Raw genomic sequence first — 14,600 nt, forward strand, 5'->3', positions numbered from 1 at the left:
CCCTACGCCCGCCGCGAAGATGGCGACCGCAAACCCTACGCCCCGCGCGATGGCGAGAAAAAGCCCTACGCCCGCCGCGAAGACGGTGACCGCAAGCCCTACGCCCCGCGCGATGGCGAGAAAAAGCCCTATGCGCGCCGCGAAGATGGCGACCGCAAGCCCTACGCCCCGCGCGATGGCGAGAAGAAACCCTACGCCCGTCGTGACGATGGTGACCGCAAACCCTACGCCCCGCGCGACGGCGAGAAAAAGCCCTACGCCCGCCGCGAAGATGGGGACCGCAAGCCCTACGCCCCGCGCGATGGCGAGAAAAAGCCCTATGCGCGCCGCGAAGACGGCGACCGCAAGCCCTACGCCCCGCGCGATGGCGAGGGGGCCAAATCCTTCGGCCCGCGCGGCGGCAAGCCCGGATTCAAATCCGAAGGCTTCAAGAGCCACGGCGGCAAACCGGGCGGCAAACCGCGCTCGGAAGGGTTCAAGAGCCACGCGGGCGGCGACAAGCGGCCCTTCGGCGGCAAGCCCGGCCCGAAACGCGGCTGATCCCGCGCGGCAAGCCCCTTCAAACCCGGCCCGGTTGCGCCTACCTTGAGCGCAACCGACCACCCGCGGAGGGCCCATGTCGCACAAGACCATGCAAACCATCGCTTTCGGACTGCTTCTGGCGCTGATCTTCTCGGTCGCGCTGAAAGGCACGGTCTGAAATGGCCCGGCGTTTCGGCGGCAAATACTCGCCCCGGCCCGGGGTGCCCGACCAGGGCTTTCCGGGCATAGCCCCCGACCGGCTGCCCGAGACCGCGCCGCGCCACCCGCTGGCAGGCCGCCCGGCTTGGCTGGTCTTCGCCGCTTTCCCTTTTCTTCTCAATGCCTTCGGCGATGGACCCCTGGCGCTGGCGCGCAGTCTCGGCGCCTTTGCCACGATCGGTCTGGCCGCCTTCCTGATGCGCGAAGGGCTGAAGGCCGAAGCCGCCTTTGCGGCGCGCAAGACCGCCCGCCGCCCGGCCCTGCCGCGCAAGGCTCTGGGGTCGATCCTCCTTGGTGCGGGGCTGGCCGCGGGGGCGCAGGCGCCGGAACTTGGCCTGATCGGCGCGGGGGTCGTGGCCGCCGTCGGCGCGGCGCTGGGGCTGATCGCCTTTGGCCTTGATCCGATGCGCGACAAGGGGATGGAGGGGATCGACCCGTTTCAGCAAGACCGCGTCGCCAAGGTGGTGGCCGAGGGCGAAAAGCACCTGACCGCCCTGCGCGCGGCGATCGCGCGGATCGACGACGCCCGCCTGACCGCCCGGACCGAGGCCTTTGCCGCCTCGGCGCGCGGGCTGTTTCGCGCTGTCGAGGACGACCCGGGCGATCTGACCGCGGCGCGGCGCTACATGACCGTCTATCTGCAGGGCGCCCGCGACGCCGGGGTGAAATTCGCCGATCTCTGGACCAGCACGCAGGACGCCCGCGCGCGCGCGGAGTTCGAATCGCTTCTGGACGATCTGGAGGCGAATTTCACCGCCCGCACCCGGACGCTTCTGGACAGCGGCCGCGAGGGGCTGGAGATCGAAATCGAGGTTCTGCGCGACCGGCTGGCCCGCGACGGCGTGATCAGCCCCCCCGACAAGACCTTTTGAGCGGACAGCGTTTCCCGCCCGGAAACACGCCGTTCTTTTCAAACTGCCCATTTTCCCGGCAGTTTCCGCAGCTTGGCCACAAATCGGCCGCACCGGACGGCGAGTCTGACCGCATCGTGTCAAAGGTGTCCCATGGTCCAGACCGCCGTTCCGCTTCCCGTTCTTGCCGCCGCCCTCGGGCTGGGGGCGCTGCAGGCGCAGGCCGCCACCGGCGCCGCGTCGCAGGCGCTTGCCCCCCTGACCGAGACGCCCTGGGGCGGGTTTGGCGGGCTGGCCGCGCTTTGCGTCACGCCGCTTGCCCTTGCGGCGGTGCTGTGTCACCGCAGGCTGATCGGCCATCTGCATGCCGCCACGGTGCAGCTGTCGATCCGCGCCTCGGGGCTGCGCCGGTCGCCCGGGCCGCGGCAGCCTCTGGCGCCCGCGAAGCAGCTGGCCGAAGGCGGCGATCTGGCCGAGGCGGTGAAGCTGCGCATGACCGAGGTGCACCGGCAACTGCGCCGCCTTGCGCCGGAACTGCTGCCGGTTTTCGCCGATTGCCGCGCCGCGCAGCTGCGGCTGTTGCATGATCTGCGCCCCCGCCCCGCCGAGGCCCGGCACGAGGCCGAAACCGCGCTGATCGGCGCGCTTGTGCAGATCGAGGCCGCGACGCGCAAACTTTCGGTTGTCCTTCCCGAGACGACGAAGGAATATGCCCTTGGCAGCTATGCCGACACGCTCGAAAAAGTCACGGGCGAGACGCTGGATTGCCTGATTGCGCTGCGTGCCCGGGCGACGGGCGCTCCGCGTGGGGTGCAGATCGGGGGCGAGGTCGATCCGGCCTGACACCGCCCCAAGGGGGGTGAGCATGACCGAGACCGTCCGCGCCGAAGCCGCGAAGGCGCTTGCAGAAATTGAAACCGTGACCGCGACGGCTTTGGCCGCGCCCGCCCCGCCGCCGGCGCCGCTGGCCGAAGCGCCGCCCGCGGTGGCCGAGGCGATCCGGGCGCGGATGGCGGAAATCGACCTGCGCGACAGCGGCTCGATCACCCAGTTCGGCACCCGGGCGCAGGTCGAATTGCAGGCGATCTCGCAGGAGATGCTGGCCGATGTCCGCGCCAAGGATCTGGGCGCGGCGGGCGACAGCCTCTCGGCGCTGGTGACGACGATCCGCGGTTTCTCCGAGGAGGAACTGGATGTCCGCCGCGAACGCTCGCTCTGGGACCGGCTGACCGGCCGGGCCGCGCCCTTTGCGAAATTCGTCGCCCGCTACGAAGAGGTGCAGGGCCAGATCGACAGCATCACCGATGCGCTTTTGGGCCACGAACAGCGGCTTCTGGTCGATATCAAGGCGCTCGATCAGCTTTACGAAAAGACCCTGAACTTCTACGACGAACTGGCGCTTTACATCGCCGCGGGCGAGGCGAAGATCGCCGAGACCGACCGCGCCGACATCCCCGCCAAGGAAGCCGCGCTGGCCGCCGCCCCCGAGGCCGACAAGATGCTGCGCGCCCAGGAGCTGCGCGATCTGCGCGCCGCGCGCGATGATCTGGAACGGCGCGTGCATGATCTGAAGCTGACGCGACAAGTGACGATGCAGTCGCTGCCCTCGATCCGGCTGGTGCAGGAAAACGACAAGAGCCTGATCACCAAGATCAATTCGACGCTCGTCAACACCGTGCCGCTGTGGGAAACGCAGCTGGCGCAGGCGGTGACGATCCAGCGCTCGGCCGATGCGGCGAAGGCGGTGAAACAGGCGGCCGATCTGACGAACGAGCTGCTGGCGGCGAATGCGAAAACCCTGCGCGAGGCCAATGCGACGGTGCGTACCGAAATGGAGCGCGGCGTCTTCGACATTGCGGCGATCCGCGGCGCCAATGCCGAGCTGATCGCGACGATCGAGGACAGTCTGCGCATCGCCGACGAGGGCAAGCGGCATCGCGCCGAGGCCGAGGCGGAACTGGTCACTTTGGAAGCCACCCTGCGCGAGACCCTGTCTTCGGCCCGGGCCAAGCCGGTGCAGGGCAAGGAATGAAGCAAGGTCAAAGGCTTGCGGGTATTTTAACGCTCTGCACGGCGCTGTCGGGCTGTTTCGATCCGGACCCGGGGGGCGGTCTCGACCGATCCCCGCGCCCTGCGCCCGCGCCGCCCGCGCCGGTCTCGGTCAGCCCGCGCAGCCCCGAAAGTCTGGCCGCCGAAGCCTATTACCGTCAGGTCGCGGCGACGCTGCGCAGCCGCGGGCTGATGCGCGTCGATGTCGCCCCGCGCGATGCGCCCTTTGCCACGCATCAGCTGATCGACAACTTCATTCATGTCGCGCTTTACGACGAATATTCGGCCTTCGGCGGCACCTATATCGCGCAGACCCGCGCCTCGCGGCTGCGCCGCTGGGAGATGCCGGTACGGATTTCGGTCGATTTCGGCGACTCGGTGCCGCTGCCGCAGCGCGCCGAAGACCGGGCGATGATCTCCGCCTATGCCGGGCAACTGGCCGGCGCCACCCGGCACCCGGTTTCGGTGGTGACGGAGGGGGCGAATTTCGACGTGCTGGTGGTGAACGAGGACGAACGCCGCGCGCTGGCGCCGCGGCTGATGCAGCTGGTGCCGGGGATCGACGCCGCCTCGGTCACCGCGATCACCAGCCTTGCGCCCTCGACCTTCTGCGTCGTCTTCGCCTTCTCGGCGGGCGACGCGCCCGCCTACAACCATGCCGTCGCGGTGATCCGCGCCGAACACCCCGACCTGATGCGGCGCTCCTGCGTGCATGAGGAACTGGCGCAAGGTCTTGGACTTGCGAATGATTATCCGCATGCCCGGCCCTCGGTCTTCAACGATGACGAGGAATTCGCGCTGCTGACGCGGCATGACGAGCTGCTGCTGCGGATGCTTTACGACCCGCGCCTGCGCCCCGGCATGACCGAGGCCGAAGCGCGCCCGATCATCACCGACATCGCCACCGAGCTCACCGGCGGCAGCTAGGAGACCCCATGGGCATTCTTGATTTCCTGACGGGCGAATTCATCGACGTGATCCATTGGGTCGATGACACGCGCGATACGATGGTCTGGCGGTTCGAACGCGAGGGGCATGCGATCAAATACGGCGCGAAACTGACCGTGCGCGAGGGGCAGGCGGCGGTTTTCGTGCATGAGGGCCAGCTGGCCGATGTCTTCGGGCCCGGGCTTTATCAGCTTGAAACCAACAACATGCCGATCCTGACGACGCTGCAGCATTGGGACCACGGCTTCCGCTCGCCCTTCAAATCCGAGATCTATTTCCTCAACACCACCCGCTTCACCGATCTGAAATGGGGCACGAAGAATCCGGTGACCTGCCGCGACCCGGAATTCGGCCCGGTGCGGCTGCGCGCCTTTGGCACCTATGCGATGCGCGTGGTCGATCCGGCTGTTTTCATGCGGGAAATCGTCGGCACCGATGGCGAATTCACCGCCGACGAGATCAGCTTCCAGATCCGCAACGTGATCGTGCAGGAATTTTCGCGGGTTGTCGCAGCGGCGAAGATCCCGGTGCTCGACATGGCGGCGAACACGGCCGACCTGGGCAAGCTGGTGGCCGGGGCGATCGATCCGGTGGTCGCGGCCTATGGCCTCTCGATCCCGGAATTCTATATCGAAAACATCAGCTTGCCCGAGGAAGTCGAAAAGGTTCTGGATCAGCGCACCTCGATGGGGATCGTCGGCGATCTGAACCGCTACATGCAGTTCAACGCCGCGCAGGCGGTGGCGCAGCCGGGCAACCCGATGGGCACCGCCATGGGCATGGGGATGGGCGCCGGGATGGGGATGGGGATGGCCGCCGGGCCGTGGGGGGCCGCGCCCGCCGCCGCCGCAGCGCCGCCCCCTCCGCCGCCGCCGCCCGTCGAACCCGTCTGGCATGTGGCGGCGAACGGCCAGACCACCGGCCCCTTTGGCCGCGCGCAGCTGGCGGCGATGATCACCGCGGGCGGCTTCAGCCGCGCCAGCCTCGTCTGGGCGCCGGGTCAGGAGGGCTGGAAAGCCGCCGCCGAGGTGCCGGATCTGGCCGCGCTCTTCGCCACCACCCCGCCGCCGCCGCCGCCCGGGGTGTAAGCCATGGCGCTGCCCAAGGTCTCTCGCGACAAGACCGAACATCACACGCCTTGCGAAGCCTGCGGCGCCGATCTGCGCTTTGCCCCCGGTCGGGAAAAGCTGGTCTGCGATCATTGCGGCCATGAACAGGCGATCCCGCGTGCCCTTGGCCGGGGCCGTTCGGGGCTGGTGGAACTGCCGCTGGCCGCCGGTCTGGCGGCACGTCTGCCCGCCGAGGCGATGCAGGAAAGCCGGACGCTGACATGTTCGAATTGTGCAGCGCTGATCGAGATCACCGGCGCGAATCATGCGGTGCAATGTCCGTTTTGTGCAACTCCGGTGGTGATCGACACAGGCCTTTCACGGCAGATCAAGCCGCAGGGCGTGGTGCCTTTCGCCCTGACCGAAGCGCAGGCGCATGCGGCGCTGAGCACCTGGCTGTCCGGGCTCTGGTTCGCGCCCTCGGGGCTGAGGCAATATGCCCGCAAGGGGCGCAAGATGACCGGCGTCTATGCGCCGTTCTGGACCTTCGACGCCGAGACCCGCTCGCATTACAGCGGCGCGCGGGGCGATGCCTATTACGAGACCGAGCAGGTTCGGGTCGAGGTGAACGGGAAGATGGAAACCCGCAGCCAGCAGGTGCGGCATGTGCGCTGGACCCCGGTCGCGGGCCGCGTCGCGCGCGATTTCGACGATGTGGTGATCTATGCCTCGCGTGCGCTGCCGCCCGCCTACATGGCGGCGCTGCAGCCCTGGGATCTGTCGGCGCTGACGCCCTATCACCCTGATTACCTTTCCGGATTCGAGGCCGAGGGCTATACGGTCGATCTCTCCGACGGGCATGATCAGGCGCGCACCGAAATGGCGCGGGTGATCGACATGGATGTGCGGCGCGACATCGGCGGCGACGAGCAGCGCGTGGCCTCGATCGACACCGATTTTTCGGCCGAGACCTTCAAGCACATCCTGTTGCCGATCTGGACCGCCGCCTACAAGTATCGCGACCGCCCCTATCGCTTCGTCATCAACGCGCAGACCGGGCAGGTGCGCGGGGATCGGCCCTGGTCGGCCTGGAAGATCGCCTTTGCGGTGCTTCTGGCGGCGATTGCGGTGGGGGTTGGGGTCTGGCTCTACAATATTCAACAACGCTGATTTATTGCGCCCCGCGCCGCCAGGCGCTATGTCTCGCCAAACGGGGAGGGAACGATGATCCTGAGTTGCGGCGAAGCGCTGATCGACATGTTGCCGCGGCAAAGCCCGGCGGGCGAGGCGGCTTTTGCCCCCCATGCGGGCGGCTCGGTGTTCAACACGGCGATCGCGCTGGGCCGACTGGGCGCGCGCGCCGGGTTTCTGTCGGGGATCTCGACCGATCTGTTCGGCGCGATGCTGATCGAGACGCTGGCGGCCTCCGGCGTCGATGCCGGGCTCTCGATCCGGTCGGACCGGCCGACGACCCTGGCCTTTGTCAAGCTTGTGGATGGTCACGCAAGCTACGCATTTTACGACGAAAATACCGCTGGACGGATGATCAGCCCGGAGGATCTGCCTGCCCTTCCGGCCGAGGTGACGGCGCTTTTCTTCGGTGGCATCTCGTTGCCGGTCGAGCCCTGTGGCAACACCTATGAAGCGCTGATGACGCGCGCGGCCGCGACCCGGATCACCATGCTCGACCCGAACATCCGCCCGGGCTTCATCCGCGACGCGGCCGCCTATCGCGCCCGGCTGGCCCGGATGATCGCGCTGGCCGATATCGTGAAACTCTCGGACGAAGACCTGCGCTGGCTGGAAGGTCCGGGCGAGATCGCAGCGCTGGCGCGCGGCCTTCTGGCACGCGGACCGAAGCTGATCTTCGTCACCGAGGGAAGCAACGGAGCCCATGCCTTCAACGCCGAACTTTCCCTTTTCGAACCCGCGCACCGGGTGCATGTGGTCGATACCGTGGGCGCGGGCGACACGTTCAACGCCGGTGTTCTGGCGGCGCTCGACCGGGCGGGGAGGCTGACGAAAGCCGGTATCGCCACCGCCGATGCGGCGCTGATGTCTGCCTGTCTCAAGCTTGGCAATGCCGCGGCCGCGATCACCGTCAGCCGTGCGGGCGCCAACCCACCCTGGGCGGAAGAGCTGAAATGAGAGCCCTGATCCAGCGCGTCAGCCGCGCAAAAGTTGAAGTGGATGAGCGGGTTACGGGCGAGATCGGACCGGGCCTCCTGATCCTCGTCTGCGCCATGCAGGGCGATACCGAAACCGAGGCGGAGAAACTCGCCGCCCGGATTGCGAAGCTGCGCATCTTCAAGGACGAGGCGGGCAAGATGAACCGCTCGGTCACCGATATCGGCGGCGCCTGTCTGGTCGTGAGCCAGTTCACCCTGGCCGCCGACACGTCGCGCGGCAACCGCCCGGGCTTTTCAAGCGCCGCCCCGCCGGAAGAGGGCAATCGGCTTTATGTGCAGTTTTCGAACAATCTGCGCGACCTCGGCCTTCCGGTGGCGAATGGCGAGTTCGGGGCGGACATGGCGGTCAGTCTGGTCAATGACGGGCCGGTGACGATCTGGATGGACAGTGCCGATCGCGCCTGATCGATCGGCAGAAATGCGGAAGATTGCGCGGATTGCCTTGACATGCGGGGCCATCGCGCCCATCTGCTAGGCATCCCGCCCTCGCTGCCGCGTGAGCAGCCGCTTTCATTGCGAAAGCACGACCGGGACAATTGGCCTCACATTCACGCGGGGGGCCGGGTGCAACGCCTTGCACCGCCCGCCCGCCGCCGCCCCCGACCGGGGGCATGGACCTTTGCGCGCCTATGCGCCACGAAAGACGAACCCTTTGGAAACCTTTGAAAACCTCGGCCTTGCGCCGATGCTGCTGAAAAACCTGGCCGGGCTTGGCCTGACCAAACCGACGCCGATCCAGGCGAAAGCCATCCCGCAGATCGTGCGCGGCCGTGACATCCTTGGCCTTGCTCAGACCGGGACCGGCAAGACCGCCGCCTTCGGCCTGCCGATGCTGACCCGAATCCTCGCCTATGGCAAACGCCCGGCGCCGAAAACCGTGCGCGCCCTGGTGCTGGCGCCGACGCGGGAACTTGCGACGCAGATCCACGACAACCTTGCCGCCTATGCCGAGGGCGCCCCGGTGCGGATCCAGCGCGTCGTCGGCGGCGCCTCGCTGAACGTGCAGGCGGAAAAACTGTCCAAGGGCTGCGACGTGCTGATCGCCACGCCGGGCCGCCTGATCGACCTGATCGAGCGCCGCGCGCTGGTGCTGAGCGAGACGAAATATCTGGTGCTCGACGAGGCCGACCAGATGCTCGACATCGGCTTCATCCACGCGCTGCGCCGCATCGCCAAGCTGATCCCGGCGGAACGGCAGACGCTGCTGTTCTCGGCGACGATGCCGAAGCTGATGGAGGAACTGGCGGCCAGCTACCTGTCCGACCCGATCCGGGTCGAGGTCGCCACCCCCGGCAAGGCCGCCGAAAAGATCGATCAGGGCGTGCATTTCACCACCCAGGGCGAAAAGGCAGCACTTCTGGCCGAATATATCTCGCGCCATCCGGGCGAGCTGGCGGTGGTCTTCAACCGCACCAAGCATGGCTCGGACAAGCTGACGAAGCTTCTGGAAAAATGGGGCTTTTCGGTCACCGCCATCCATGGCAACAAAAGCCAGGGGCAGCGGGAACGGGCGCTGTCCGCATTCCGCGCCAGCGAGGTGCAGGTGCTGGTGGCGACCGACGTGGCGGCGCGCGGCCTTGATATTCCGCAGGTGGCGCATGTCTACAACTACGACCTGCCGAACGTGCCGGAGAACTACGTGCACCGCATCGGCCGCACCGCGCGGGCCGGGCGCGATGGCCGCGCCGTGGCCTTCTGCGGACCGCTCGAAATGAGCGATCTGCGCGCGATCGAGGCCGCGATGGGGGCGAAGATCCCGGTCATCGGCGGCGAGCCCCATGCCGAAGGCGGCAGTCGTCCCGCCCCCGGGCGCAACAGCCAGCCGAAAAAGCAGCACCGCGGTCAGGGGCCGAAACCCGCCCGCGAGGGCGAGGCGAAACCGGCCCGCAAGCCCGATGCGAAACCGGCGGCGAAACGGGGCGGCCGCGCGGAAGGACATGCCCCGACGGGCGGTCAGGCCGCGCCCAAGCGTCCGGCGCGGGCGCAACGCGGTCACTGAGACCCGGCGCGGGGGCCCTGCCCCCGCCTGCCCTCTTGCGCGGCCGACCCGGCTGACGCAGAAGGCGGCATGGCCAAGCTTTACTTCCATTACTCGACGATGAATGCCGGCAAGAGCACCGCGCTCTTGCAGGCATCCTACAACTACATCGAACGCGGCATGCAGACCTTGCTGGTCACGGCGCGTCTGGATGACCGCGCCGGTCCCGGAAAGATCGGCAGCCGCATCGGCATCTCGGCCGCGGCGACGTGCTTCTCCCCCCAGACCGACATGTTCGATTTGTGCAAGAATCGGCTCGACTCAGGCCCCTGCGCCTGTGTTTTTATCGATGAAGCGCAATTTCTGACCGAGGCGCAGGTCTGGCAGCTGGCCCGGGTCGTGGACGATCTGGGGCTGCCGGTGATGTGTTACGGGCTGCGCGTCGATTTCCGCGGCCAGCTGTTCCCGGGCTCTGCGGCGCTGCTCGCGCTGGCCGATGAAATGCGCGAGGTCCGCACCATCTGCCATTGCGGCAAGAAGGCGACGATGGTGGTGCGGATGGGCCCCGATGGCCTGGCCCTGCACGAAGGCGCGCAGGTGCAGATCGGCGGCAACGAGACCTATGTCTCGCTGTGTCGCCGCCACTGGCGCGACGCGATGGGCGACGGCCCGCAGGCGTGACCCCGCAACCTTGAATCCGCCGTCTTGAAATCGGCCGTCGGCGCCAAATATATTCCACAACGCGCATATGATGGAGATCGAGATGGCGGAAGCGCTGCGACTGACCTGCCTTGCCTGTGGGCAGGCGAACAAGGTGCCCTCGGACCGGCTGGCGGCGGGGCCGAAATGCGGCATCTGCGGCGCGGCGCTGATCACCGGCAAGGTGGCCGAGATCGATCCGGCGACGCTGGCCCAGGCCGAGCGCGACGACCTGCCGCTGCTCGTCGATTTCTGGGCGCCCTGGTGCGGCCCGTGCCGCCAGATGGCGCCGCAATTTCAATCCGCCGCGGCGACGCTGACGGGTCAGGTGCGGCTGGCGAAGATCGACACCGAGGCCCATCCGGCGGCCGCGCAGCGTCACCGCATCCAGGGCATCCCCGCCTTCATCCTGTTTCGCAAGGGCCGCGAGCTGGCGCGGGCCGCCGGTGCCCGGCCCGCAAGCGAGCTGGTGGGCTTCGTCCGCGGCAAGCTGGGGGCGCGCGCCTGAGAAGATGAAAAAATTTGTGCGGGGAGGGGTTTGAGGCGCTTGACATTACCCGCGCCTTGGGCGAAATACCCCCCCACGGCGAGGGGCTGTAGCTCAGTTGGGAGAGCGCATCGTTCGCAATGATGAGGTCAGGGGTTCGATCCCCCTCAGCTCCACCAAGCCGTTCCATTGAAAGTTGACCCGAGGCAAAGTTTCTGCCTCAAGGGAATTCCGGACAGCCGACCCGGTTTCCGGGCGCGGTGTCTTCATTGACCTTGACCCGGCGCCAGATCCGGCGCGACGCCCTCATTTCGGGAGAGAACGGCCATGGCTTCCCGCCTCGACCTGCTTTTGAAACATGTGACCCCGACCGCCTGCGGGATCGAGATTGCCCCCTATTTCAACCCCGCCCTGCCGAAACGCGCGGGCTGCAACGTGCGGATCTTCGACGTCTTCGACACCGAAACCCTGCGGGCCCGGGCGCGCGAGAACAGCTTCATCCCCGACAGCCGCATCGCCGAGATCGAAGCGGTCGATTTCGTCGGCGATGCCTGCCGGATCGGTGCGGTGCTGGACCGGGAGGGCCTGCTGGGCAGTTTCGATCACATCGTCTCGTCGCATAATTTCGAACATCTCGCCAATCCGATCCTGTTCCTGCAGGGCGCGGCGCAGGCGCTGAAACCGGGCGGCGTGCTGAGCATGGCGATTCCCGATGGCCGCGCCTGTTTCGACCATTTCCGCTTCCCGACCCGGCTGGGCGACTGGCTGCTGGCCTTCCATGAGGACCGCAGCAAACCCGATCCGGTCACGCTGTTCGACGCCTACGGCTATCGCGCACTTTACCTGCGCGGCACGGAAACAAGCGAGGCCAGCGGCTTTTTGACCGAGGATCCGGCCCAGTTTCGCCCCGACGAGACCCTGCAGGCGCAATATGACGCCTTCGTGGCCCGGCTTGCCGCGCCCTATGACTATACCGACGCCCATTGCAGCGTGCTCTTTCCCGAGCTGTTCGAACTGCATCTGCGCGAGCTGCACCATCTGGGCCTTGTCGACTTCGAGATCCTCGAAATCGCGCCGACGCAGGGGCATGAATTCTTCGTGCATCTGCGCAAGCCCGTGGCCCCTGCCCCGCGCGACACGGCCGATTTCACCCGCCGCCGCGCCGCGCTGCTGCGCGCCGTGGCGCTGCGGCTGGGCGAAACCCCGTTCCTGAGCACGCCGCGCTGGGAGATCGCCGAACGCGACGCCGGACATCCGCTGCGCGCGCTGCTACTGAACCCGCGGCAGATGCTGGCGCGGCTGCGGATCTGGAACCGGCAGCGCCGCCAGCGGCGGCGGGCCCGGCGCGCGGCGCGCTAAAGCTTGCTGCCCGCGGGCGGCAGCATCGCGAAGGGACGGGCGGGGCCGAATCGGAAGCCCTGCCCTTCCAGACAGCCCAGCCCGCGCAGATAGACCGCGGCCTTTTCGGTCTCCACGCCTTCGGCGACGGTTTCCAGGCCAAGCACCGCCGCCAGATCCAGAATCGCGCGCAAGATCGGGGCGTTGCGGTGATCGGCCGCCAGCCCCATCACGAAGGATTTGTCGAGCTTGATGCGGTCGATCGGCAGATCGCGCAGATGCGACAGCGAGGCGAAGCCGGTGCCGAAATCATCCAGCGCAATCCGCATCCCCTGCGCGCGCAGCCGCGTGAAGCCCTGCGCCAGCACCCCCGCGCGCTGCCCCAGCAGCACGGTTTCGACCACTTCCAGCTCGATCAGGGCGGGCGAAAGCCCGCGCGTCGCGATCAGCGCCAGAATCTGTTCGGCGAAATCCATGCCCCGCAGCGAGGCTTCGGAGAAATTGACCCCCACCCGCATCAGCCGCGCCGCATCGCGCGTCAGATCGGCCAGAACCGCATCGAGCACATTGCCATCAACCAGCCGCGCGCAATCGACATCGTCCAGCGCCGCGCCCCAGAATTCGGGACCGCTGATCGTGCCATCGGCGCCGCGGATCCGCGCCAGCGCCTCGTAGCCGACGATGCGGCGGCTGTCGAGCCGCACCTTGGGCTGATACCAGGCCAGAATCCGGCCCTCGCGCGCGGCCTCCTGCACGAAGGCGATGGCGGCGCGGCGGGCCTCGACCCGGTCGCGCAGCGGCCCGCGCAGGAAAGCGGCCGAGCCCGGCCGGACCGTTTTCACCTCGGCCAGGGCCTGACGGGCGCAGCGCAGCAGCCCCTCGGCATCGGTGGCATCGGCGGGAAAGCTGGCCAGGCCGATGCAGGCCGTCAGCACCGTCGCGGCGACGTCGAAAGGCTGCGCCAGCGCCGCCAGCGCCGCCTGCGCCAGCCGTTCGGCCGCCGCATCGGCATCGGCCGCGGGCAAAAGCAGGGCGAATTCGTCGCCGCCCAGCCGCGCCGCCAGCCCGGCCGCGCCGACAAGCCCCGAAAGCCGCACCGCCACCTCGCGCAACAGCGCATCCGCCGCATCGGCGCCCAGAAGATCGTTCACCCCGTTGAAATCATCGAGATCGAGCAGCACCAGCGCAAAGCCCCCCCCCTCCAGCGCGCCCTGCAGATGGCGGTGGAACAGGCGGCGATTGGCAAGGCCGGTCAGCTCGTCGATATTGGCCGCCTGCCAGAGCCGCTGCTGATCCTCGTGCATCCGGGTGATGTCGTGCAGCACCCCGGCGATGCGCGTCATCTGCCCGCCCAGCCATTCCCCCTCGGCCTGCAGCTGCACACGGCGCAGCGCGCCCGCGGGGGTCGACAGCACCGCCTCGTGCTCGAGCGGCGTCTGGCTGCGCGCAAGCTGCGCCAGATCGTCCCGGATCGCCACGCGCACCTTGTCCGAGACGAACCGCGCCAGCAGCTGCTCCAGCGTCAGCCCCGCCGCCGCGGGCAGGCCCAGCATCTCGAACACCCGGTCCGAGGCCTCGATCTCGCCGGTTTCGGGATCCAGCGCAAAGGCGCCGACCCCGGCCATGCGTTCGATCTGCGCCAGCCAGCGCATGCGCAGCTGCGCCAGCACGCCCGCGCGCGCCTGATCCTGATCGCGCTGATGCGCCCGCGCCGCATCGAACAGCACGAAGCCGATGCGGCCCCCGTCTTGCGACAGCTGCGCGCTGAGCAGGCAGTGGCGCAGCCCGCCGCCCGCATCGGGAAAGGGCAGCGTCACCTCGTCCAGATGGCCCTGCGCGCAGAGCTTCGGCCACAGATCCGTCTTCCAGTAGACCTGCCCCGGCATCGCCAGCAGATGCGCAAAGCCGCGCTGCCCGATCAGCGCCGATGCGGGCTGCCCGAGCCAGCGCAGCAGCGTCGCATTGACGGCGCGGATGCGCCCCTCCGGATCGGTCAGCAACAGCCCGCAGGGCAGCAGGTCGGCCTCCGGTCCGAAACCATCGCAAGCAAGGGGCGGAAAATCCATCACCGCGCCGCCCCCGCGCCGCGGCGGCCGCAAGACCCGGCCCCGCCCGGCCGGGGCCGGGGCAGGTCGCCCGAATCGACAGCAAGCGATTTCAGCATGCGAGAATTCGGCATGCGACAGTCCTCCGCGCGGGGCGCGCGCATCCCGCCCCGTCCTCCCTGAATATACCCGAGTTGCCACCAAAACCTTGATGCAGCCCCAGATT

At 68.1% G+C, this 14,600-nt stretch carries 13 protein-coding genes, 1 tRNA gene and 1 pseudogene; 14 read left to right on the forward strand and 1 reads right to left on the reverse strand.

Translation table 11 applies throughout. The features are described from left to right. From FBT96_RS20980 to FBT96_RS03565, 14 genes and pseudogenes are all read left to right on the forward strand, one after another. Nucleotides 1–540 (forward strand): annotated as a pseudogene (locus tag FBT96_RS20980) (DEAD/DEAH box helicase); the annotation flags it as partial. A 161-nt stretch (nucleotides 541–701) separates the two neighbouring features. Further along, complete coding sequence (locus FBT96_RS03505; protein ID WP_136904972.1) at nucleotides 702–1,613, forward strand: 5-bromo-4-chloroindolyl phosphate hydrolysis family protein; 912 nt, start codon at nucleotides 702–704, stop codon at nucleotides 1,611–1,613. A gap of 132 nt (nucleotides 1,614–1,745) precedes the next feature. Then, on the forward strand, nucleotides 1,746–2,435 hold the full coding sequence (locus FBT96_RS03510; RefSeq protein ID WP_136904973.1) for a hypothetical protein: 690 nt from the start codon (nucleotides 1,746–1,748) through the stop codon (nucleotides 2,433–2,435). A gap of 22 nt (nucleotides 2,436–2,457) precedes the next feature. After that, complete coding sequence (locus FBT96_RS03515; protein ID WP_136904974.1) at nucleotides 2,458–3,624, forward strand: toxic anion resistance protein; 1,167 nt, start codon at nucleotides 2,458–2,460, stop codon at nucleotides 3,622–3,624. After that, nucleotides 3,621–4,568 (forward strand): DUF2927 domain-containing protein, encoded by a 948-nt coding sequence (locus tag FBT96_RS03520; protein WP_136904975.1) that lies wholly within the window; start codon nucleotides 3,621–3,623, stop codon nucleotides 4,566–4,568. Before FBT96_RS03515 ends, FBT96_RS03520 begins: the two co-directional genes overlap by 4 nt. A gap of 8 nt (nucleotides 4,569–4,576) precedes the next feature. Continuing rightward, nucleotides 4,577–5,677, forward strand: coding sequence for an SPFH domain-containing protein (locus FBT96_RS03525; RefSeq protein WP_136904976.1), 1,101 nt, complete (start codon nucleotides 4,577–4,579; stop codon nucleotides 5,675–5,677). Nucleotides 5,678–5,680: 3 nt separating this feature from the next. Next, entirely contained in the window at nucleotides 5,681–6,808 is a 1,128-nt protein-coding gene (locus tag FBT96_RS03530) for a primosomal protein N' (replication factor Y) - superfamily II helicase (protein ID WP_136904977.1), read from the forward strand. 54 nt (nucleotides 6,809–6,862) lie between these two features. Next, nucleotides 6,863–7,786, forward strand: a complete 924-nt coding sequence (locus FBT96_RS03535; protein ID WP_136904978.1) for a carbohydrate kinase family protein — start codon at nucleotides 6,863–6,865, stop codon at nucleotides 7,784–7,786. After that, on the forward strand, nucleotides 7,783–8,232 hold the full coding sequence (gene dtd / locus FBT96_RS03540; RefSeq protein WP_136904979.1) for a D-aminoacyl-tRNA deacylase: 450 nt from the start codon (nucleotides 7,783–7,785) through the stop codon (nucleotides 8,230–8,232). Before FBT96_RS03535 ends, dtd begins: the two co-directional genes overlap by 4 nt. 280 nt (nucleotides 8,233–8,512) lie before the next feature. Continuing rightward, a complete protein-coding gene (locus FBT96_RS03545) occupies nucleotides 8,513–9,826 on the forward strand; it encodes a DEAD/DEAH box helicase (RefSeq protein ID WP_169583187.1) in 1,314 nt (437 codons plus the stop codon). A gap of 69 nt (nucleotides 9,827–9,895) precedes the next feature. Further along, nucleotides 9,896–10,486 (forward strand): thymidine kinase, encoded by a 591-nt coding sequence (locus FBT96_RS03550; protein ID WP_136904980.1) that lies wholly within the window; start codon nucleotides 9,896–9,898, stop codon nucleotides 10,484–10,486. 67 nt (nucleotides 10,487–10,553) lie between these two features. Then, nucleotides 10,554–11,012 (forward strand): thioredoxin TrxC, encoded by a 459-nt coding sequence (gene trxC / locus FBT96_RS03555; RefSeq protein ID WP_136904981.1) that lies wholly within the window; start codon nucleotides 10,554–10,556, stop codon nucleotides 11,010–11,012. An 82-nt stretch (nucleotides 11,013–11,094) separates the two neighbouring features. Next, nucleotides 11,095–11,170 (forward strand) — tRNA-Ala (locus FBT96_RS03560). Nucleotides 11,171–11,318: 148 nt separating this feature from the next. After that, nucleotides 11,319–12,350: a methyltransferase domain-containing protein gene (locus tag FBT96_RS03565; RefSeq protein ID WP_136904982.1), complete on the forward strand. Its 1,032-nt coding sequence runs from the start codon at nucleotides 11,319–11,321 to the stop codon at nucleotides 12,348–12,350. On the opposite strand, the gene FBT96_RS03570 is transcribed toward FBT96_RS03565, so the two are convergent. Beyond that, nucleotides 12,347–14,395 (reverse strand): putative bifunctional diguanylate cyclase/phosphodiesterase, encoded by a 2,049-nt coding sequence (locus FBT96_RS03570; protein WP_136904983.1) that lies wholly within the window; start codon nucleotides 14,393–14,395, stop codon nucleotides 12,347–12,349. The two genes, FBT96_RS03565 and FBT96_RS03570, sit on opposite strands and share 4 nt — an antisense overlap. Nucleotides 14,396–14,600: the final 205 nt, after the last annotated feature.

Origin of the sequence: Rhodobacter capsulatus (assembly GCF_005144475.1) — a bacterium.
GTDB lineage: Bacteria > Pseudomonadota > Alphaproteobacteria > Rhodobacterales > Rhodobacteraceae > Rhodobacter > Rhodobacter capsulatus_C.